17 protein-coding genes and 1 riboswitch are annotated in these 21,928 nt (G+C 38.9%); of the genes, 12 read left to right on the top strand and 5 right to left on the bottom strand.

Annotated features, from left to right (window positions below; all coding sequences use genetic code 11):
- The first annotated feature begins 10 nt into the window (after positions 1 to 10).
- Positions 11 to 1,366: an aspartate aminotransferase family protein gene (locus SFC47_RS13125; RefSeq protein WP_411254740.1), complete on the top strand. Its 1,356-nt coding sequence runs from the start codon at positions 11 to 13 to the stop codon at positions 1,364 to 1,366.
- 48 nt (positions 1,367 to 1,414) lie between these two features.
- Here the strand turns inward: SFC47_RS13125 and SFC47_RS13120 are convergent, their stop codons facing one another.
- Both SFC47_RS13120 and SFC47_RS13115 read right to left on the bottom strand, forming a co-directional pair.
- Entirely contained in the window at positions 1,415 to 2,728 is a 1,314-nt protein-coding gene (locus SFC47_RS13120) for a multicopper oxidase domain-containing protein (protein ID WP_411254739.1), read from the bottom strand.
- Positions 2,729 to 2,763: 35 nt separating this feature from the next.
- On the bottom strand, positions 2,764 to 4,170 hold the full coding sequence (locus SFC47_RS13115; protein ID WP_411254738.1) for a multicopper oxidase domain-containing protein: 1,407 nt from the start codon (positions 4,168 to 4,170) through the stop codon (positions 2,764 to 2,766).
- Between the two features lie 487 nt (positions 4,171 to 4,657).
- Here SFC47_RS13115 and SFC47_RS13110 point away from each other — a divergent pair, with 487 nt between their 5' ends.
- The 3 genes from SFC47_RS13110 to SFC47_RS13100 all read left to right on the top strand — a co-directional run bounded on the left by SFC47_RS13110 (position 4,658) and on the right by SFC47_RS13100 (position 9,590).
- Positions 4,658 to 6,904, top strand: a complete 2,247-nt coding sequence (locus SFC47_RS13110; RefSeq protein WP_411254737.1) for a DEAD/DEAH box helicase — start codon at positions 4,658 to 4,660, stop codon at positions 6,902 to 6,904.
- A gap of 323 nt (positions 6,905 to 7,227) precedes the next feature.
- Positions 7,228 to 8,346, top strand: coding sequence for a glutamate 5-kinase (gene proB / locus SFC47_RS13105; RefSeq protein ID WP_411254736.1), 1,119 nt, complete (start codon positions 7,228 to 7,230; stop codon positions 8,344 to 8,346).
- A gap of 2 nt (positions 8,347 to 8,348) precedes the next feature.
- Positions 8,349 to 9,590 carry a glutamate-5-semialdehyde dehydrogenase gene (locus tag SFC47_RS13100; RefSeq protein ID WP_411254735.1) on the top strand — a complete coding sequence of 414 codons (1,242 nt, stop codon included), beginning with the start codon at positions 8,349 to 8,351 and terminating at the stop codon, positions 9,588 to 9,590.
- A 20-nt stretch (positions 9,591 to 9,610) separates the two neighbouring features.
- Here SFC47_RS13100 and SFC47_RS13095 read toward each other — a convergent pair whose 3' ends face one another.
- Positions 9,611 to 10,351 carry a YqcI/YcgG family protein gene (locus SFC47_RS13095; protein ID WP_411254734.1) on the bottom strand — a complete coding sequence of 247 codons (741 nt, stop codon included), beginning with the start codon at positions 10,349 to 10,351 and terminating at the stop codon, positions 9,611 to 9,613.
- Between the two features lie 127 nt (positions 10,352 to 10,478).
- Here SFC47_RS13095 and SFC47_RS13090 point away from each other — a divergent pair, with 127 nt between their 5' ends.
- The 7 genes from SFC47_RS13090 (at position 10,479) to SFC47_RS13060 (ending at position 17,934) form a co-directional block, all read left to right on the top strand.
- On the top strand, positions 10,479 to 12,755 hold the full coding sequence (locus tag SFC47_RS13090; protein WP_411254733.1) for an ATP-dependent DNA helicase: 2,277 nt from the start codon (positions 10,479 to 10,481) through the stop codon (positions 12,753 to 12,755).
- Between the two features lie 106 nt (positions 12,756 to 12,861).
- Entirely contained in the window at positions 12,862 to 13,638 is a 777-nt protein-coding gene (locus SFC47_RS13085; RefSeq protein WP_411254732.1) for a hypothetical protein, read from the top strand.
- Positions 13,639 to 13,660: 22 nt separating this feature from the next.
- Positions 13,661 to 14,521: a DUF3307 domain-containing protein gene (locus tag SFC47_RS13080; protein WP_411254731.1), complete on the top strand. Its 861-nt coding sequence runs from the start codon at positions 13,661 to 13,663 to the stop codon at positions 14,519 to 14,521.
- A 74-nt stretch (positions 14,522 to 14,595) separates the two neighbouring features.
- Positions 14,596 to 15,120: a type 1 glutamine amidotransferase domain-containing protein gene (locus SFC47_RS13075; protein WP_411254977.1), complete on the top strand. Its 525-nt coding sequence runs from the start codon at positions 14,596 to 14,598 to the stop codon at positions 15,118 to 15,120.
- An 84-nt stretch (positions 15,121 to 15,204) separates the two neighbouring features.
- Complete coding sequence (locus tag SFC47_RS13070) at positions 15,205 to 15,477, top strand: DUF1292 domain-containing protein (RefSeq protein WP_411254730.1); 273 nt, start codon at positions 15,205 to 15,207, stop codon at positions 15,475 to 15,477.
- 408 nt (positions 15,478 to 15,885) lie between these two features.
- Positions 15,886 to 16,041, top strand: coding sequence for a hypothetical protein (locus SFC47_RS13065; protein ID WP_411254729.1), 156 nt, complete (start codon positions 15,886 to 15,888; stop codon positions 16,039 to 16,041).
- 133 nt (positions 16,042 to 16,174) lie between these two features.
- A riboswitch (cyclic di-AMP (ydaO/yuaA leader) is annotated at positions 16,175 to 16,314 on the top strand.
- Between the two features lie 228 nt (positions 16,315 to 16,542).
- Positions 16,543 to 17,934 carry an amino acid permease gene (locus SFC47_RS13060; RefSeq protein ID WP_411254976.1) on the top strand — a complete coding sequence of 464 codons (1,392 nt, stop codon included), beginning with the start codon at positions 16,543 to 16,545 and terminating at the stop codon, positions 17,932 to 17,934.
- Between the two features lie 302 nt (positions 17,935 to 18,236).
- On the opposite strand, the gene SFC47_RS13055 is transcribed toward SFC47_RS13060, so the two are convergent.
- Entirely contained in the window at positions 18,237 to 18,641 is a 405-nt protein-coding gene (locus tag SFC47_RS13055) for a hypothetical protein (RefSeq protein WP_411254728.1), read from the bottom strand.
- A 100-nt stretch (positions 18,642 to 18,741) separates the two neighbouring features.
- Positions 18,742 to 20,166 carry a sigma-54 interaction domain-containing protein gene (locus SFC47_RS13050; RefSeq protein ID WP_411254727.1) on the bottom strand — a complete coding sequence of 475 codons (1,425 nt, stop codon included), beginning with the start codon at positions 20,164 to 20,166 and terminating at the stop codon, positions 18,742 to 18,744.
- Positions 20,167 to 20,376: 210 nt separating this feature from the next.
- On the opposite strand from SFC47_RS13050, the gene pruA reads away from it, so the two are divergent.
- Positions 20,377 to 21,921: an L-glutamate gamma-semialdehyde dehydrogenase gene (gene pruA / locus SFC47_RS13045; protein ID WP_411254726.1), complete on the top strand. Its 1,545-nt coding sequence runs from the start codon at positions 20,377 to 20,379 to the stop codon at positions 21,919 to 21,921.
- The last annotated feature ends 7 nt before the right edge of the window (positions 21,922 to 21,928 follow it).

Genomic DNA, 21,928 nt, shown 5'->3' with positions numbered 1-21,928 from the left:
GTGACTATCAATGGTTCAAACAGGTCGTCCGCATAAGGATTTACTTTCGCAAGATGACAAGTATTTATGGCATTCGATGAAGCCTTATAACCCTAATGCAACCATCGTGGCTGAAAAGGCAGAGGGTTCTTGGGTAACGGATGCAGATGGGAAACGGTATTTAGATGCAATGGCTGGATTATGGTGTGTGAATGCAGGCTATGGGAGAAAAGAGCTTGCTGATGCAGCTTATGAGCAGCTTAAGGAAATGGCGTATTTCCCGCTGACTCAAAGTCATATCCCTGCCATAAAGCTTGCAGAAAAGTTAAATGAGCTGCTTGGTGATGAATATGTAATTTTCTTCTCAAACAGCGGTTCAGAAGCGAATGAAACAGCTTTTAAAATCGTCCGCCAATATCATCAGCAAAGAGGTGAGCATAACCGGTACAAAATACTCTCACGATATCGAGGCTATCATGGGAATTCGATGGGAGCTTTGGCTGCAACAGGGCAGGCACAGAGAAAATATAAATACGAGCCGTTAGCTCCAGGGTTTATACATGTAGCTCCGCCGGATTCCTATCGGGACGATACCAATGTAGACAATCCGATGGAACTTTCATCGGTAAAAGAAATCGACCGGACTATGACATGGGAACTGAGTGAGACGATAGCCGCAATGATAATGGAACCCATCATTACCGGCGGGGGAATCTTAGTACCGCCAGACGGCTATATGAAAGCAGCTAAACAGGTTTGTGAAAAACACGGTGCGCTCTTAATTGTTGATGAAGTAATCTGTGGGTTCGGACGAACCGGAAAGCCTTTTGGCTTTATGAATTATGATGTTAAGCCTGACATCATCACCATGGCAAAAGGTATTACAAGTGCGTATTTACCGCTTTCGGCTACCGCTGTTCGGAAAGAAATTTATGAAGCCTTTAAGGGTACAGAGGAATATGATTATTTCCGTCACGTTAATACATTTGGAGGAAACCCTGCCGCCTGCGCCTTAGCGCTAAAGAACCTGGAGATTATGGAGAGGGAAAGTTTATTTGACCGCTCGCGTGACCTTGGAAATCAGGTATTAAATGAGTTAAGGAATCTCCTGAAAAATCATCCATATGTCGGTGATGTCCGCGGCAGGGGGCTATTAATTGGAATTGAATTAGTTAAGGATAAAAAAACAAAAGAGCCTTTAGATGCTGCATTAGTTAATCAGGTAATCGCTGCCTGTAAGCAGGAGGGGGTATTAATTGGTAAAAACGGTGCCACCGTAGCAGGCTACAATAACGTATTAGCACTGTCACCTCCATTAAACATTGAACTGGAAGATATTCAATTTATGATTAAAACGGTTAGTGATTCAATCAAAAAAATCAGCTAAGAATAAAGAAGTCCTAAGTGTCGAGGAGCACTTAGGACTTCTTTTATGTTATTTTATTACAATTGGTATTCTTCCATTTAAGAGGAATGCATCGCTTAAATGGTGTCTATATTCAATCTGTCCAAAAGAGCTGAGTGACCGATTGGATCTTATCAGCACATCCAACCGCTGGGCGGTAGACATTTCAATCGGTTTTCCAGCAGGTACTGTATATGGCTGATTATAGCGGCCAAACGGGGGGACTCCTAGAGACCGGCCGTCGAGTGCAATCACGACAACATCAATAGGAAAGGTAACCTTGACCTTGGTATAAGCAGCGCACAGCAGTCGGACAAGGATGGTCTGATTTCTCCTAGCATTAACAGAAATCTGCATACCAGCTACACCACTATTTAAGGCAGCGGGAACCGTTAATCCTGGTCGTATTGATACGGTACTTCCGATTCTGCCTGGGAAATTAACACCCGTAACAACAAAGTAATCAGGATTGTAATCATGAAATGCAAAGAAATCGTAAGAACCACTATCATTTTCATGAAAATCATCATTTACGCCAGGTTCATCACCCATTTTTGGAAAAGTTTGATGCGCATGATCTGCCTGTTCACGCCAAGCCGAGTCTATGTCATCAATGACCCAAAGAGCTTCGACATCATAAGGGACCGTCATAGCATGTGGATCACCGCTTTCTAGATTTCCGCCAATAAATCCAGGAAAATTAGGATATTTCGATAGGTTGGCAGCGGTTCGGCGTGGATAACCGCCTACATTTTTCCCATCACTTGGGTCATAAGCATCTGGTGGTTCGACAATCAGAAACCCATATAGTCCAAATTCAAAATGCTGAATCGTACTGCGATGGCAATGATAGAAATAACTGCCAATATGATTAGGCTGCCATTGGTATGTGTATTCTCCAGCTTCAAAAGACGTATGACCCACCCCATCGTTCATGGCAGTAGGCTCAATTCCATGCCAGTGAATGGTGTGGGGCGGTTGTCCGTGACCGTAAACTTCTCCGTGAAAGACAACACCGCGTGGAATTCTAACTGTTGGACCAGGAAAGGATCCGTTAGCACTTTCAGGAACATCAGGATTTTGGATGAAAAAGAATCCTAGTTTCCTGCCATCCCACATGGTGAGATCCGTACCGTGCATTAAGTGGAGTCTTTGAGTAAAAGGAATTAGATTTGTTGCACCAGGAATCGTTGCGGCGACAAAAGCAGGAACTGGATTCGTTGGATTCAAGAGTTCGGGTGTTGGCGGACTCTCCTTCGGTGGATCGAATGATTTCACCCATTCTCCCTCATGACCAACTACTGACCTTCGGGGAATCTTATATCCGGGATTCGTAAATGACATAGCATTACTCCTTTTTTCTCTTATTCATGTAAAGGTTAATGTTCTCCCTCATGACCAGCTGCAGGGCCAGTTTGATATGGGCCATGCGACATACCAGCACCAGGGAATGTGGTAACCCCGCCGGGAGTGTTTCGATCTCCGATAAAATCTAACCCGCTCATCATGCCCATTCCATAGTTTCCGCCTTGGGAAGATTGACTTGTTTCGGAATGATCGTGCATAGGATAACAGATTGACGATAATCGAACTGAAATATCAACATCCCCTGTTTTAGTACCAAGTTTAGGGAAATGGGAGTTCAACTCCTCTGTCGGCGGCCAGACTGGGTGCGGAACAGACCCTTTAATTTCCGGATTTGCGATAGAAATAAGCGGTTTATCAGCCAGACCAATACCACGCTCATTCGGGACATCTGGCGGCCTTGTAAAAGGAACAGCCCATTCAATAACATCCAGTGGTTTTACTGTATAGGTGTCTACCCAGAGGGGATTACTTTGTACGACCCCGTTAACTCCTGTAACATAAACGTGATTAGCATGGATATGAAGAGAATGCAGGGACAAACCTGCGTTTAAAATACGAACTAATGCTGGTTCGCCAACCCTGTGACTTGGTGTAATATATGGGTTGTGTGCTGCAAACCAACCCGATTGACCGTTAATGGTAAAATAGTCTGGTTTTCGGTTCAAACCATCGGACCGGAAGCGATCGCGCTGGTATGCACTAATAAATTGTGCAGCGGAATAATCTCTTCCGGGCGGATATTTTCCAACTTCAGCAAATAGCCGTGAGCTTGCTGCGTGGAGCACCCATACGTATTGTCGGAATGACGGAGTATGAGTGGCTAAATCCTCCTCTTCCCATGCTAAACCAGGAAAGTGGGAAGTGGTCCCAAAATCATCGAATAACTGTTGAACACTAGGTGTCGGATTACTGTACGGTGTGAACTTATGCCCTGCAACAGCTTGATTAGGCATTACGATTAATGCACCATGGAGGCCCATGATTCGATTAACAGGTGCATTAAGATTATCGTAATACAAATAAGTCCCTGCCTTGGAAGCCACAAATTGGATATTCTTTGTCGCTCCAGGTGCAATAGGACCACTGTTCACCATTCCTGGTATGAAAAAAGCATGTGGTTCATCCAGCCCATTTGTAATTGAAACCTTAATAAGACTTCCTTCAGTTGTAAAAATATGAGGTCCAGGGATTTCAGCTGGGAAGTTTTTTTCCTTATACAGCCAAAAATAACATTGGGCTTTGTTTATCGAGTTATGGGTGATCATATCTTTTACAGCATCAGTAATAGTAAAGTTAAGTTCTTGAACTTGTTTAACTGCGAATAGGGAGTTATTAGAAACCCAAGCAGGCAACACACTGCCTACAACCAATGCAGCAAGACCGCCTCCGGCATATTTAACAAACTCTCTTCGTTTCATTTTTACCTCCTTATCCAGTCTAGAGAAAAGGTTTAAAAAGCAAATGGCCTATGTATACCCGCTGTTTAATCCGAGTCTAACTCCAGGGATAAACCAGTCCAAAGTCACAAACCGTTCTCAGGAAAAAGACTTAATTCTATCCTTTTTTAATACTCAACCCAGTTTTACTGGTACTAAATAACTATTCATTCAACACATTGATAATTCCTGTCTTCCTCATTTGGACGGTGTTATATTTTTATCGAGGTTATTTTTATTAATGTGACAAAATGCTTACTTCCTCAGTTTTTTAGATAGGTAAAAAGGTTCAATAGAAAACGATATCTAATGTTATGGATTATATAACGAACGAACCTTTACGAAGAGTAAAATAATTGTCGTAATATTTTGTTAGAGGAATAAAGTTTTATTTTTACTTTAGAAACATGCTATAGTTGATTCACCATTTATGGGGAAATCTTTAAGAAGTTTTTAGAAGGATGAGAAAATGACGAAAACGGTTTTGTATATTAAAGAGTGGCAGCAGGCATTACAAAATGAAATCATCTACTTGAAAAAATATGGGAGTAACAAATACAGAATAACCAATGGAAGATTATTATCGAATGATGGTTTATTTACCTATTATTTTGACACTGCTTTCCCATTAAAGGTTCCAGTGGGTTCTTCCATTACACTGGTATGGGGAGGAATGAAGCAAGGAGGGCGGGTCCTTTCATCCGAGGGAAAGGGAATCATTGTGCAAATAGAGCAATCTTTAGGAGATTTAATCCCCGAAGCATATCTTTACCATGATCCTTGGGAACTGCTGGAACAACTCATTGAACGGTTAGATGAAATAAACAAAAATAAGCAAAAACGAGTAAGAGTCCAAAGATTAATGAACCCGTCGATGCCCCAAAAGCATCCCGCAGAAAAGATAAAAAGCAATGTACATGAATTGGTTTTACGTTCCAAGTACAATCCTGTTACTTTTGTATGGGGCCCCCCGGGGACCGGAAAAACGTATACATTAGCAAGGGTTGCGGCCAATAAATATTTCCAAGACAAAACGGTGCTTATTCTTTCCCATAGTAACCAGGCCGTGGATGTATTAATTAGTGAAATTTCAAGATTTATTAAAAAGAAAGACCGCTTTCGTGAAGGTGACGTGCTTCGTTATGGTTATAACACGGGTGTAGCTGAGACAAGCGAAGAAGCTCTTACGACTAGTCAGCTTCTTAAAAAGCAAGAACATAGTCTTGTTGAGGATAAAGAAGCTTTAGTGGAAGAACGGAAGAACTTAAAACAGGATTTAGCCCGTTCCTTTAGTAAACGAGATTCCAATCAGCTGCTGGAGCTCGAGAAAAAGCTTGCAAGAGTACTGGAAAAAATCCGTCAAAAAGAAGTTGAGCTTGTTAAGGATGCCTTGGTAGTGGGTTCTACACTCGCTAAAGCGGCTAGTGATCCCGCAATTTATGGCAGGGATTTTGATATTGTGATCCTTGATGAAGCAAGTATGGCATACGTACCACAGACTGCTTTTGCGGCTGCACTTGGTAAAAGGGTCATCATCTGCGGTGATTTTAAACAATTACCACCCATCGCTTCAGGAAGGGACTCTCTTGTAACAAAGTGGTTAAAAGAGGATGTTTTCCATCGAGCAGGTGTAGTAGATTGGGTGGAGGAGGGTAAACTTCATCCCCACTTATTCTTATTAAAAGAACAAAGGAGGATGCACCCAGATATCTCCGCCTTCACCAATCAATATATTTATCAATCTCTTGTAGGCGACCATGAAAGTGTCACGAAAAGTAGAATGCAGATCGTTGAAAAAAGCCCATTTCCTAAACGTGCATCCGTCCTTTTAGATACAAGCTATATGGGGGCTTTTTGTTTAACTGAGAAAAGCTCTAATTCCAGGTCAAACATCTGGCAGGCACTGATTTCTTTTCAATTAATTCATGAGTCTTACCTAGGAGGCGCAAGGTCTATCGGCTATGTAACGCCTTACAGAGCACAAGCGAATTTAATGGACCTCTTATTGCAGGATTTGTATCAAATAGAAGTGTTACATGCAGATATTGTTTCTGCAACGGTTCACCGCTTTCAAGGCAGTGAGAGAGATGTGATGATCTTCGATACTGTGGATTCCAGCCCGCAGGAACGTGCAGGGATGCTTTTAACGGGAATGGACAGTGAGCGGCTCATTAATGTTGCCATTACAAGAACAAAGGGAAAATTTATACATGTCTGTAACATCGCCTTTATTCGAAGGCATGTCTATAATAGAAAAACGATTAGACAGCTTGTTGAACATCAAGAAAAACACCAGCAGAGTGTCAGAACAAAAGATATTGGCACTTGGATAAAAAATCAGCTTCCTAAATTGCAGTGGATCCATGCCCTAAAATTAGAAAAGGTCCAGAACGACATAGAACATGCAGTGTCATCTATCATCATTTCTCTGCCTGTAAATATTGTTTTACCTGAGTCATGGATAAAGGTTTTAGTTAATCGCCGTTCGTCCGCATCTCTTACTATTATTTCCGAGAAGTCTTGGCCGGAATTACAGCCAGATTCTTGGCAGGAGAATGGATATACCTTCCCGTTTATACTAATGGACCAGCAAATTCTCTGGCTCGGATTTCCGTTAGGAAGGGGAAAAGGACTTCAGCCTCCATATATCGCAGCCAGATTACATTCAGAAAAGGTATGCGAGTATTTGATTGGACAGTTAATAACCATTGACTAATTTAAATATTCAAAAAATACACTTGACATTTCTGTATATTCTATAGATAATAAATAAAATTACAAAATGTTAATGGTATGGGAATAGTAAATTTGGAAACGTGTAAGAGAGTGAAACCCTTAGGCTGTAAGGTTTCTCACGGGAAAAGATTGAACCTGCCCTGTTCACACCGCTTATGTAAACATAAGCCGATATCCCTCGTTAAGGGTTAAGTGGATGCTCTTGGCATCAATGAAGGTGGTACCGCGGAAACGACTCTTCCGTCCTTTTTATAGGGGACAGAAGAGTCGTTTTTTATATTTTATAAGAGAGGTAATAGTAGGATGAAGAAACAACTTGTGGTTGTAAAGATAGGAAGCAGCTCGCTTACAACAGCATCAGGTACAATATCTGAAGAAAAAATCCGTGATCACATCGAAGCACTGTCATATTTAAAAAAACAGGGGCACGATGTTATTCTGATTTCATCCGGAGCAATCGCAGCAGGTTTTGGTGCACTAGGGTATCCTCATCGGCCAAAAACTACAGCAGGAAAGCAAGCAGCTGCAGCCGTTGGACAGGGTCTGTTAATGCAGCATTATATTTTACAATTTAAAGAGTTTGGTATTGTTCCAGCTCAAATTCTATTAACTAGAGAGGATTTTTACAGCCTGGAGCGGTTTCATAATCTATACAGCACAATCTCTGAACTGTTACAAAGGGGCGTTATGCCAATTATTAACGAAAACGATTCCGTCTCGATTGAGGAATTAACTTTCGGTGACAATGATATGCTGTCAGCACTCGTAAGCGGGTTCCTGCATGCCAATGCTCTTATCATCCTAACCGATGTAAATGGACTGTATAACGGTAATCCCAAAGTCATAAAGGACGCTAAGAAGTATGATTTTATTCCTAGGGTTTATGATGAACTTCTTGAAGAGGCGGGAGAAAGTGGTTCTGCTGTAGGAACGGGGGGCATGAAATCTAAGCTGATGGCTGCGAAAAAAGCTCTCTCCTTCGGCGTCAGTGTATTTGTCGGAAAGGGTCAGGGTAAGGAAAAGCTTGCATCCATTTTAGAGGGTAAGGGAGACGGTACCTATATTGGCGGCTCTTTCCAAACCCAAATGCAAATGAAAAAACAGTGGATTGCCTTTCATTCACAAACTGCTGGTATTATTGAAATTGATGAGGGGGCAGAGGCGGCCATTGTTACAAATGGAAAAAGCCTCCTGCCTGTTGGTGTAACCAATGTCATTGGGGAATTTAATGCTATGGATGTTGTTGAGGTGCATAATCAAAGAGGAGAATTAATAGGGAAAGGTCAAATCTATTATTCTGCAAAAAATTTAAAGATGGTCAAAGGGCTGCCTGGTGAAAAAACAAAAAACTTTTCAATCAATAAACGCGCAGAAGCAATCCATCGAAATAACTGGGTGAGTCTGCAGAGAAGTGAGGTATAGGTATGAGTGAATTATTTGAAAAAGCTAAGAAGTTAAGGGAGGCCTCTAAGACACTTTCAATTCTTTCCAGTGAAGAAAAAAATGAAGCCTTAGCGAAGATGGCAGATCGTTTATTAAGTGAACAGGAATGGATTGTAACAGAGAATGCGAAGGATATTCGAGCTGGAGAGGAAAAGGGATTTACCTCTTCCTTATTAGATCGCTTATTGCTTACTGAAAAGAGAATCCAACAGATTGTTGATGGGATACATCAGTTGATTAAACTCGAAGATCCAATCGGTGAAACAATCGAGGCTTGGGAGCGCCCAAATGGCTTAAAGATTCATACTGTGCGTGTGCCGCTTGGTGTCATTGGCATGGTCTATGAAGCTCGTCCGAATGTAACGGTAGATGCAGGAAGCCTTTGTTTAAAAGCGGGGAACGCCGTTCTCTTAAGGGGAAGCAGCTCAGCGCTTCATTCAAACAAGGCACTTGTAAAAGTAATGCGCGAGGCACTCGCTGAAAGTAAAATCCCAGCAGATGCTGTTCAGCTGCTTGAGGATACTAGCAGGGAAACGGCAGCGCAAATGTTTAAACTAAATCAATATCTTGATGTGTTGATTCCCCGTGGAGGTGCCGGATTAATTCAATCCGTAATAGAAAATGCAACTGTCCCGGTCCTCGAAACAGGTGTTGGTAATTGTCATGTATTCATTGATGAAACCGCTCAAAAACAAATGGCGATGGATATCAGTATTAATGCAAAAATGCACCGTGTTTCTGTTTGCAATGCTGCTGAAACTTTACTGATTCATGAAAACTGGCCTTATGTTTCCGATGTGCTTCATTCTCTTAATGAAAAAGGGGTGGAACTTCGTGGAAATGTGGAACTGGCATCAAAATATCCTTTTGTAAAAATGGCAAATGAAGAGGATTGGAAAACCGAATTTTTAGCTCCCATTCTAGCAGTGAAATTGGTTAAGAATGTGAAGGAAGCCATCCAACATATTGACGAGTATGGAACAAAGCATTCTGAAGCCATCATCAGTGAAGAAAATGAAAATGTTCGATTATTTTTCCAGGCAGTCGATGCAGCAGTGGTATACCACAATGCATCTACTCGATTTACTGATGGGGAACAATTCGGGTATGGGGCGGAAATAGGCATTAGTACTCAAAAATTGCACGCACGGGGACCAATGGGGCTTCGGGCGATTACGACCTCAAAGGCTATTGTCGAAGGAACTGGACAAATACGCTCTTAAGCTTAAAATAGAGAACAAGTTCACTCTTGTTCTCTATTTTTTTTATGAAAGGGGCATTGGGATATGGTTGTTTTGTCGTCCCGAAGGAAATATTGTTTCCATTCATAATTATCGTTATTTCCATACGTATTTAAATCCGGGTGAATGGAAATGGAATCATAATCGGACAACCGTTCTCGTATTTTTGTTTTAACTTTTTCAGCATGCTGGGGAGAAGCTGTGAATTTTTCTAATACCCACCTAGGCGTGATGGCAAGCATGAAATAGGGGAAGTATCTGCTGTTTCGATTAATGTGAGAAGGAGTCGCGCAGTACATAAAGTATTGCTCTCCATGAAAACAAAATTCCCACATTGTAGAATTTGGATCGGTTGGAATATGACTCGGCCATTCCATTTCGTCCATTTCACTAATTTGGTTTAATTGCTCCCAAAACAACTGTTCATAATCTTCTACAGATAAATCCACTGAACATATCGGAGAAGGTTCATAAAAGATGATCAAGGACGTATACGTACCGATGGATTTGTAAATATTCGAATATTCCCTAAGCAAGTGAGCCAATCGTTTGGAAGCTTGAGGCTGTTGTGGATTTGATACAAATCCAAAGTAAAATCTATTTAGTTTGTATCCCATTGTTGCTGGAATACAAGGGAAAAGCTGTTCTTTGTCCATCATCCTCTCATGGAATTTATTCATAGCATCTTTTTTCCAGGCTTCATGCTCTATTTGGTGTATGTTTTCCTTTGTAAAGAGATACATAATTTCTTACTCCTCTCGACATTAGATTATGTGAGAGCAGATTATTGAGTGAGTGTCCAAAAATGGTTTGGTTTCTGTTATAATAAATAAGCAAACGTATATTCTTATTTTGGATCGGGTGATATACTTGTCAAATACTATTCAAATAGCGGTACGACCCCTCGTGGAGCATGTTTATAGCAGTGGAAGCATTGATTCTAGGTTCAGGTCCCAATCCACGATGTTAGAGGGAACGAGAATACACCAAAAAATCCAACTTACATATAAGGACTCTGACCAAAAGGAAGTTTATCTTCGAGCTGACTTTCCTGTCAACGATCTTGTCTTTTCTATTGATGGAAGATGTGATGGATTATTACATCGTGATAATGAGGTGATTATTGATGAAATAAAATCTACCTCTCAGCTCTTAGAAAATCTGACAGACGATGGAATTCCCGTACACTGGGCACAAGCTAAAATGTACGCATTTATATATGCAAGGGACCAGCAATTACGGGAGATCTCTGTACAGCTTACCTATGTACATACTGAAAGTGATGAAAATAGGATTATGAAAAAAAGCTTTTCCATTTCTGAACTAGAGGGTTTTGTACAGGATATATTAGAGTCCTATTATCCCTACGCAAAATTACTTTATAATCACCGAAAAGAGCGAAATGAAAGCAGCAAACAATTGGTTTTTCCTTTTGAGAATTACCGTTCTGGACAAAGGAGATTAGCTGGTGGTGTATATAAGACTATTTCAGAAGAAAAAAGCTTGTTTGTAAAAGCACCCACCGGAATTGGGAAGACGATATCAACTTTGTTTCCAGCCGTCAAAGCGATTGGAGAAGGGAACTTAAACAAAATATTTTATCTGACTGCTAAGACCATAACTCGTACTACAGCGGAAGAGGCTGTATGCCGCATGCAGTCCTCGGGGCTTTGTTTAAAATATGTAACGATTACAGCCAAGGACAAGGTATGTTTTAAGGAAGAAACAAAATGTCAGAAGGATTATTGTGAGTTTGCTGATGGCTATTATGATCGAATAAATGAAGCTATTTTAGATATTGCGGCTAATGAAGACTGTATGAATCGTGAAGTAATCGAGAAATATGCTCGTAAACATACTGTTTGTCCTTTTGAATTTTCTCTTGATCTTGCTTATGCAGCCGACACAATCATTTGTGATTACAATTATATTTTTGATCCAAGGGTATCGTTAAAACGCTTATTTGAAGATCAAAAGAAATCCACACTGTTATTAATTGATGAAGCACACAATCTTGTTGACCGTGGAAGAGAGATGTTCTCTGCGTCACTAAACAAGGAGTTGTTTCTTCAATTGAAAAAAGAATTTAAAGGTGTCAATAAGGGAATTTATAAGAGTGCTTCGAAAATAAATGCTTGGTTTATATCTTTAAAAAAGAATAACGGGGATTTAAATGAATTTACCCTGGAACTGTTGGATGAAGAACTGGTAAAGCTGTTACATCAATTTAAAGAAGACGCGGAAATACTTCTATTAAGAGAAACAGTTCCAAGTCTTCTTGAGTTATACTTCCAGGTGAATTCTTTCTTGAAAATAGTTGATTTACTCGATGAACACTATGTCATTTATGGAGAAAGAAACAAAAATGATGTAACCCTGAAGCTATTTTGTATTGACCCATCGAAATTGCTTCAGAAAATGGGAAAAGGATATCGCTCGAAGGTGTTTTTTTCGGCCACTCTTTCACCCCTTTCTTATTATCAGGATATTCTTGGAGGGACACAGGAGGATTTTACGCTTTCAATCCCTTCTCCATTTAAAAAGGAGCAGACAGATATTTTTATCAAGCCTTTATCAACGAGGTATCGTGACAGAGAGAGAACGAAGCCTGCAATTACAGGCATGATTCAATCTTTAGTTCGAAATCGGCCGGGAAATTATCTAATCTTTTTTCCCTCCTATCAATATTTGCTGTCTGTATATGAAGAGTTTAGTAAAGAATTTCCGGAAACTAATACCTTGCTTCAAGGTGCAGGCATGTCTGAAGAGGAAAGGGAAGATTTTTTGAAAAAGTTCAAGCCCAATCCATCGGGGACATTAATTGGATTTGCTGTACTTGGCGGGGTCTTTTCAGAAGGAGTGGATTTAAAGGGGGACCGTTTAAATGGGGTGGTGGTAGTAGGTGTAGGTCTGCCGCAGCTTTGTTATGAACGGAATCTTATCAGAGATCATTTTAACAAGAATGAAAGAAACGGATATGACTATGCCTACGTTTTTCCTGGTATGAATAAAGTGCTCCAAGCTGGCGGGCGATTAATCCGTTCAGAAGAGGATCACGGCACGATTGTTTTGGTAGATGATCGATTTTTACAAAGGCAGTACCAAGACCTTATTCCGCAAGAATGGAGAGATTTTGTAGTCATTTAATACCTGATACATACAATTTAATCTATTCAGGCGTGAGTTTGACTATATAATCGAATTTTTATAAAATTAGATTATATAATCTAATTTTATGAAGAAGGAGAAAACCATGAACTATCCTATCTCAATCTTTATTCTCGATGTTAGCAACTCTTCGTCTGGTGACATGGGAGATGAATTGACTGAGTACTTAGATGAGCTGGTGAACTGGGTCACCATTTGGTCTAAGAAAATCGGTCATTGTAAAGTGAAGCACAGAGCGGGAGATGAAATCATCTTCGCTGGTTATGGTTATTCCACTGCCTATATTTTAGCGTTTTTTATAAGCAGAATTTGGAAGTATTCGGATCATCCCCCTTATTTTGGCCTGTCTTTTGGTGATAGCGATAAAGAGCTAGAGGAAGTAGATATAGAGAGGTGGATTCATCCTTTAATCAAACAGGCAAGGTATGCAAATGATTTACTGAAAGAGGAACAAGTAAGACCGTTATTTAAGTTTGAACTTGATCAATTTTATCAAAATCAATTCTTTCCCTATAATCAGTTTCGTTCAGAGTTTGAAACATTAATCAACTCACTATTAAATGTCCAGCTTATTATGATGAAGGGGCAGACAAAGATTCAAGAGCAGGTTTGTACCTATTACTTAATTTTGGAGCAGCAAAAAGCTGTAGCCAAACTGCTCGGGAAAACAGCACCAACCATTTCGAGTCATTATAAAAAAGGGAAGAGTGAAGAAATACTAAATGTTTTTACTACATTGATTGCCACCCTGGACTCTCTGCAGGAAAAATCATATAGCGATCATTCAATAAAACCACAAGCTTTAAGTGCAGGATTAATGGAATCTATAAGAAATCATATTAAAATAAATTTGCTTATGTAATACACGGTAGAGAGGAGTTTTCATGTTAGTATTATCCCTTATTCTCGCTCATCTTATTGCTGATTTTTACCTCCAAACTGATGAAATGGTAAAGGATAAAATGATTCATCTTAGAAAGCATATCGGACATCATTTTCTTTTGAATGGATTTGTGCTGATTGTTTTTTACCTAGTTAATATAGAAGTAAGTATTATTAGCAATCTGATTATCCCGTTACTTTTTATCGGTATTACCCATTATGTTATTGATTTACTAAAAATTAAGCACCATGATACTATCAAATTTAGTATTGAAGAAAATTTAAATCGTGTAAGTTTCTTTATTGTTGACCAGCTGTTGCATCTCGTCTGTATTTTGCTTGCGGGACATTTCTTTTTAGGAATAAATCTTGGAGAAATTCATGATTTTTTTCACAATGGAGAGAAGTTGAATACTGTTAACTCCGTTTTATTCACTTTTATCGTGATTATTGTCGCCACCACTGTAAGCGGCCATTTAATAAAAATACTTTTAGGCTCCTTGCCTAATCAGCTTTTAACCTTTGAAGGTAAATATACGTTTAAAAATGAAAGGCAAGAAGCTCAATATACAACGAATTATAGTGGGAATAGAGTTTTGGCTGAGGAATACAATTATTCGATTTTCGGTAAGCATGATCTTTCACGCGGAAAATTAATTGGCTATCTTGAAAGATTACTAGTTTTAGTCCTAACCTTTTATAGTGCTTATCCAGCGATTGGATTTATAGTTGCTGCCAAGTCTATTGCGCGCTTTAAACAAATGGATGACCGGAACTGGGCAGAGTATTTTCTATTAGGGACACTTACATCAATGTTTATTGGCATTACCCTAGGAATCCTGTTACGGGAGGTATTAACGTAGACACCACTGATCAGGGGTGTTTTTTTGTGGTTTGTATTTTATGTGTCATAATAAAACAGGAGGAGGGAAGCATGATGCGTTTAGAAGGTAAGAAAATTGTTAGTCTTGTCCATCACGATTTTGAGGATCTTGAACTTTGGTATCCGATTCTTAGACTAAGGGAAGAAGGAGCTGTGGTTCACTTAGCGGGTGAGAAGGCTCAGGATGAGTACATAGGAAAATATGGTGTGCCGGCAAAATCGGATTACTCCTATAGTGAAATTAAGGGGGAGAATTACGATGCTATTTTGGTACCAGGAGGATGGGCGCCAGATAAAATTCGCCGCTTTCCTGAAGTTCTAACACTCCTGCAGCATTTCGAAACAAATAAGAAGCCGATTGGCCAAATCTGCCACGCTGGCTGGGTATTAATTTCTGCAAAAATTTTGCAGGGCAAGAAGGTAACAAGTACACCTGGAATTAAGGATGATATGGAAAATGCGGGTGCAACTTGGTATGACGAACCGGTTGTGGTAGATGGCCACCTCGTTTCAAGCAGACGGCCGCCAGATTTACCTGACTATCTACGTGAGTTTATTAAGGTTATTGAACAAAAATAAGTAATCTATAAGCATTTTTTTAGGCTTACTTAGAAATACTTATGGAATGAAATGCTTATTTTTTAAATGAGAGGGAGATTTCAAATGGCTAATATTGAAGTAGGCGAAATATTTACGATTAGTGATGAAACTGATCAGGAGCAGGAAGTAGAGGTACTAGCTTCCATCAATATAGAAGGCACGAATTATGTAGCTGTAGGATTTGTTGAAGACATTAAAGAGGAAACAGAAGATGATATTGATATTTTCTTCTTAAAAGTTGATGAGGATGGAGACTTATCTGCTATTGAAAGTGATGAGGAATTTGATAAAGTTTCTGCTGCTTTTGATGAGATTATGGATGAGGAAGAGGAATAGTAATTAAAAAAGCTGGCAGCTGCCAGCTTTTTTATATTTAGGAATGTCTTGGTGTGTAGGTGTGACTAACCAAAGGAAGTATTTCAAATAAACATTACGAAGAGAATCTTAGAAAGTTACAATGCAAAGAAATTTTGCGGAGGCAAAAAAATTTTGCGCAAATTGGTTATATACAATCATAAAACGTATATTTCGTACGGGAAATCAAGTTGGCATAGTTATTGCATCAAAGAATAACAAGATATATAAAGATTCTACAGTGCTAATAGTAAAAATGGTCAATTCAAAAGGTGAAGTACTCCAATGCATCATTAATGCCAAAACTTGAAGAGATTGGTTAGTTTATCTGAAATATTCAGAAGTTTCAGTCTTGATAAACGCAAACTATATAAAAAGGGAGGGATATTAATGTGGATTATTACGGTATATTCAGAAAAAAATATTCAAATGTTTGAGTTTGATAACCAAGCAGAAGCAAGAGCAACTTACAATAGTATTAAAGGGTGTAAAGTTCTTAGTGAAGTAATTTACTATAATGATTTTAATATAGTTGAAATACAATAATAAGCAAGTCGTTTCAAATATCTTGAATAATAACAGTGTTTTTTTGCGAACTTACGTATTTATTATTATTATTAATAAAATGATTTTACTTTTAATATATTAATAACTAAAATAATATTAAAAATAGTTTCAAATTTCTAAATCGCTGAAATCGTTTAGGTACGGGGGAACCATATGGCTTGATTAATCTAAGGGGTGAATCCTTTATAAGGTAGGGCTACTCAAGAGGTCCGAATCCGACAGCTAACCTCGTAAGCGTTTATGAGAAGGAAGGTGAACTTGTGACACAAAATTTAAGTGTCTACAAGTCTATTTACCATGACTTGTAGACACCTTTTTTGTGCCTAAAATAGATTTATTTGTTTTGTAAGCGTTTTAAATATAATAGAGAAAGGACTGAAGAGAATGTTACAAGAGCGTGAAGTTGAAAGATTCCAGAAATCTGTAGAGAAGCCAAAAGAACAGACATTAAAACGTGAGTTGAGCTCACGTCATTTGTCGATGATAGCTATAGGAGGAGCAATTGGTACTGGATTATTCCTTAGCAGCGGTGCAGCTATAAGCAGTGCTGGACCTGGAGGAGCGTTACTAGCATATGTTTTAGTTGGCGCAATGGTCTTTTTTGTTATGACAAGCTTAGGAGAAATGGCAGCCTTTATGCCAACAAGTGGTGCGTTTAGTACATATGGGACAAAATTTGTTGATCCTGCATTTGGTTTTGCGATTGGATGGACATATTGGTTTAGCTGGGCAATGACTATTGCAGCTGAGTTAGCTGCCTCTACCATGATTATGAAATTTTGGTTTCCGAATAGTCCATCCTTGGTTTGGAGTGCTTCATTCTTAGCACTTATTTTCCTATTAAATTATTTGTCTGTTAAAGGATATGGAGAAGGCGAATATTGGCTTTCTTTAATTAAAGTTTCAGCAATCGTAATCTTTATTATAGTTGGCTTATTGATGATTTTCGGCATTATGGGAGGAGAAGCAGTAGGTTTTAAAAACTTTACAGTGGACAAAGCTCCTTTTTCAGGAGGAATATTAAGTGTATTTGTAGTTTTTATTGCAGCAGGTTTTTCTTTCCAAGGCACGGAAATAGTGGGGGTTACAGCGGGGGAAAGTAAGGACCCAGCCAAAAATGTACCAAAGGCGATTAAAAGCGTTTTCTGGAGAATCCTAATTTTTTATATTTTAGCAATTGCTGTGATTGGACTTCTTATTCCTTATACCAATCCAAATTTACAAAATGATAATGTGATGGTAAGTCCATTTACCCTCATTTTTGAAAAGGCTGGGATAGCCTTTGCGGCTTCTCTTATGAATGCTATTATTTTAACTGCGGTATTATCAGCTGGTAATTCCAGCCTATATGCTTCAACCCGCATGTTGTATTCAATGGCGAAGGCAGGACAAGCCCCGAAGATTTTTGGAAAACTTAACAACCGTGGAGTTCCAGTTGCAGGTATTATTCTAACTTGTGCTATTGGTGCGCTTGCCTTTTTGGCTTCCTTTTTCGGGGATGGTATGGTCTATATTTGGTTAATGAATGCGATCAGTATAACTGGTTTTATCTTTTGGCTTGGTATTTCCATCAGTCATTATCGGTTCAGAAAAGCCCTTATTGCCCAAGGGCATTCGCTAGACAGGTTACCGTATAAGGCAAAATGGTTTCCGATTGGACCGATTTTTGCGATTGCTTGTGGAATTATCGTAATTTTAGCTCAAAATTTTCAAGCCTTTCTTGCGGACCAGGTTGACTGGGGCGGGGTTGTAGCGGCTTACTTAGGAATTCCGTTTTTCCTTTGTTTATTCTTTGGATATAAACTGGTTAAGAAAACGAAAGTGGTTAAACTGGAGGATATTGAGTTTGACTTTGACAAAAAATATAATTAACAAAATTCGTATTGGTGAATATTTAATATAAAATTTTTAAACAGGCTCTTAGGAAGATACTAAGGGCCTGTTTTTTTGCTTAACTTAAAACTTACATCGGAGCAGTCCCCACAAAAGCTCTATTAATAAAGACATTCATTTTAATATTTCCATTTTACTATAAATAGAACTCCTGCCATTGTCACGATGAGTTTGATAAAGTGTCGGCTGCTTTTGATGAGATAACGGATAAGTAAGAGGATAGTCAATAAATTTGAAAAAAGATAGAGCTGGAATACCAACCCTATCTTTTATTAATGATTTTAATGATTGTGATCTTCTTCTGTTGGCGGAGTAGCCATATCTATAAATGCTCCATTTGTAAACATTGCAAATTCTAAAGTTCCTGATTTTTTAAAAAAGGGAACAGCAACCATTACAATGTTTGCACCTTCGACCTTTGCAACTTGTACTTCGTTTACACCCTTAAAAGTGTACTCCTTTTTGAGCAACGATTTTTGAGTCTGAAAAGCGTTGCTGCTTAAAAGTTCTGCAACAATTTTATTCTTTTCGGAACCTGTTATAGGGTAGATACTATGATCGTCACATCCGCAAGAAAACAAATCTGGTACTAAATTTGGTTTTACGGCTTTTACTGAATTTCCGGGACCAACAAACATCAATAAAACAATTAAACTAGCACAAAGTAGTGTCACTATCTTTTTCATATATTTTTCCTCCTTTTTATGTCCTGCTTATATATTCCTTTATTTCTCGACAAATTCCTGCAAAAATTATGAAAGATTCCTGACATTTATACTAGTCTAGTTAGTCATTCTTGATATTTAGTTTTTTCATTCGATACTGAAGGCTTTGGCGGCTTAATCCTAGTACATCAGCAGTTCTTGAAATATTGTGATCATTATTCTTCCAGACATGTTCAATATAGGACTTTTCGAAATATTCCATTTGATCCTTTAGTGAAGCAGGTATATCGGCCCGTTCTTGAATAAAGTTATCCACTGAAGCCGTGGAGATATTCTTTACTTTTCCGTGCATTTTGCTGCGGTATTGATAAGGTAGATGAGGGTATTTAATAATATCTTCATCATCCATGATGATGTTCATCGCAGCTTCTATGATATGTTCCAGCTCCCGGACATTACCGGTCCAATCATAGTCCAAAAACGATTTTCTTACTTCTTCTGATAATCCCATTACATTCATTTGAAAGCGTACATTATATTTTTTAATAAAATGTTGGACGAGCAGAGGGATATCTTCTTTTCGTTCTCTCAAAGGCGGAATAAAGACAGTAACTACTCCAAGGCGGTAATATAAGTCTTTACGCATGTGATTATTTGTTATCGCATCGATTGGGTCTTCGTTAATATTTGCGATTACACGAACATCGACAGGGGTATCCTTTGTATCCCCAACACGGCGGATGGTTTTTTCTTGAAGTGCACGAAGCAGCTTAGCCTGAAGATTTAGGTTAAGAGAATTAATCTCATCAAGTAACAAAGTTCCGCCATTTGCCTGTTCAAATAATCCTGGCTGATCAATGGCTCCGGTAAATGCACCGCGCTTTGTGCCAAATAGAAGACTTTCTATTAAGTTATCAGGCAAAGCTGCACAGTTTTGAGAGATGAAGGGGCCAGAAAAACGACTACTCGCATTATGTATACTTTGGGCAAACAGCTCTTTTCCAGTTCCTGTTTCTCCTACAATTAAGACGTAAGAAGAGGTTCGTGCTGCGCGTTTAGCTCCTTCAATCACTTCCTTCATCACTGTGCTGTTTCCGGTAATACTGTCAAAAGTGTATCTAGTGCTTCCTTTCCGTGTGATATTTCCTTTTATTAAACGTTCAAGTTTTGTTACGTCATTCGCGATTTCAACTGCACCCACCAATTTTTCGTTTTCATAAATTGGAATGGTGTTGTTATTGGTAGTGATTTCTCGACCTTTGTTATTAAAATAGGTTTGTTTAACATTTTTTGTCTCATTTCCTTCTTGGAGCGCTTTTACTAGTGTACTAGTTTGATCTTCTTTAAACATAAAGACATCTAGGAGATTTTTATTCATTACATCTTGGATGTCCATCGATTCAATTTGTGCCATTTTATGATTATAGATAACCGTATTCCCCGAAGCGTCAACGGCATGGACCCCAACATCCACTTCATCTAAGATCCTTTTATACATGGAAATAAGATACTGCAGGTATTCTACTGTCATTTTTGTTTGTTCCATGAAAGTCATTCCCCTTATTGTTTATCTATCTATTTATTAAAACAAATAATCTTCCTTAACGCAAAAAAATTTTGCGTAAAAGAATATTTAATATTTTTGCGCAAAAAAATTTTGCGCTTAATAACATTAATCCCTTATTAATAAGTTTTTTATGTTTGGCACGATACTTGCATTATTATATATTGTACAAACAACAAGGGGGAAAAATGAATGAAACCGTATACACATGAACCATTCACTAATTTTGCAGAGGAAGCAAATAAACAAGCATTTCAACAAGCACTTTCATATGTTCAATCTCAGCTAGGAAAAGAATATCCAGTTGTCATTGGCGGAGAGTCTATTACAACTGATAAAAAAATTCATTCTATTAATCCAGCAAATAAAGAAGAAATCATCGGAAGCGTTTCAATGGCGGACAAACAACTTGCGGAAAAGGCAATGCAAACAGCTTTAACTGCTTTTGAATCTTGGAAGAAATGTAAGCCGGAACACCGTGCCAATATATTATTCCGTGCAGCAGCAATGTTACGTCGTCGTAAACATGAATTTTCTGCTTACCTTGTAAAAGAAGCTGGAAAGCCATGGAAGGAAGCGGACGCAGATACAGCTGAAGCAATAGATTTTATTGAGTACTACGGAAGACAAATGCTGCGTATTAAAGAGGGCATTTCTGTACAAAGCCGTGATGGGGAATACAATCAATATCACTACATCCCACTAGGAGTAGGGATTATTATTTCACCATTTAACTTCCCATTGGCGATTATGGCTGGAACAACAGTGGCAGCAATTGTCTCCGGTAACACTGTACTTCTTAAGCCAGCAAACTCAACACCAATCGTGGCCGCGAAATTTGTAGAGCTAATGCATGAGGCAGGACTTCCAAATGGAGTATTAAACTTTGTACCTGGCAGTGGTGCGGAGATTGGTGATTATTTAGTTGACCATCCAAAAACTCGTTTTGTGTCTTTTACTGGCTCTCGAGAAGTGGGCTGCAGAATCAATGAGCGAGCTGCAAAAGTTAACCCAGGTCAAATTTGGATAAAGCGTGTCATCGCTGAAATGGGCGGTAAGGATACAGTTGTTGTGGACAATGATGCTGATTTAGATTTAGCAGCTTCTAGCATTGTTTATTCAGCTTTTGGTTTCTCTGGTCAAAAATGTTCAGCAGGCTCCCGAGCTGTTGTTCATCAAGATGTTTATGATGAAGTAATTGGAAAAGCTGTGGCATTAACCAAAACACTGACAATCGGTAACCCAGAAGATTTTTCTAATTATATGGGTCCAGTGATTGATGATAAATCATTTAAGAAAATCATGAATTATATCGCAGTTGGTAAACAAGAAGGAAGATTAATGACTGGCGGAGAAGGCGATGACTCCGAGGGTTACTTTATCCAGCCAACAATCTTTGCTGACTTAGATGAAAATGCCCGCCTTATGCAAGAGGAGATTTTTGGACCAGTTCTTGCTTTCGCAAAAGCTCGTGATTTTGACCATATGATGAAGATCGCTAACAACACAGATTATGGTCTAACAGGGGCTTTAATTTCAAACAACCGTGAACATATTGAACGTACGAGAGAAGAATTCCATGTTGGAAATCTTTACTTTAACCGTACATGTACAGGAGCAATTGTTGGATATCAGCCATTTGGCGGTTTCAATATGTCAGGGACAGACTCTAAAGCAGGCGGTCCTGATTATTTACTTCTTCACATGCAAGCAAAAACAACATCTGAAATGCTATAAAGGAGGA

Source organism: Neobacillus niacini (assembly GCF_046591715.1).
GTDB lineage: Bacteria > Bacillota > Bacilli > Bacillales > Cytobacillaceae > Neobacillus > Neobacillus niacini_L.
The sequence above is the reverse complement of the archived record's forward strand: the minus strand, read 5'-3'. Positions and strand labels throughout refer to the sequence as shown.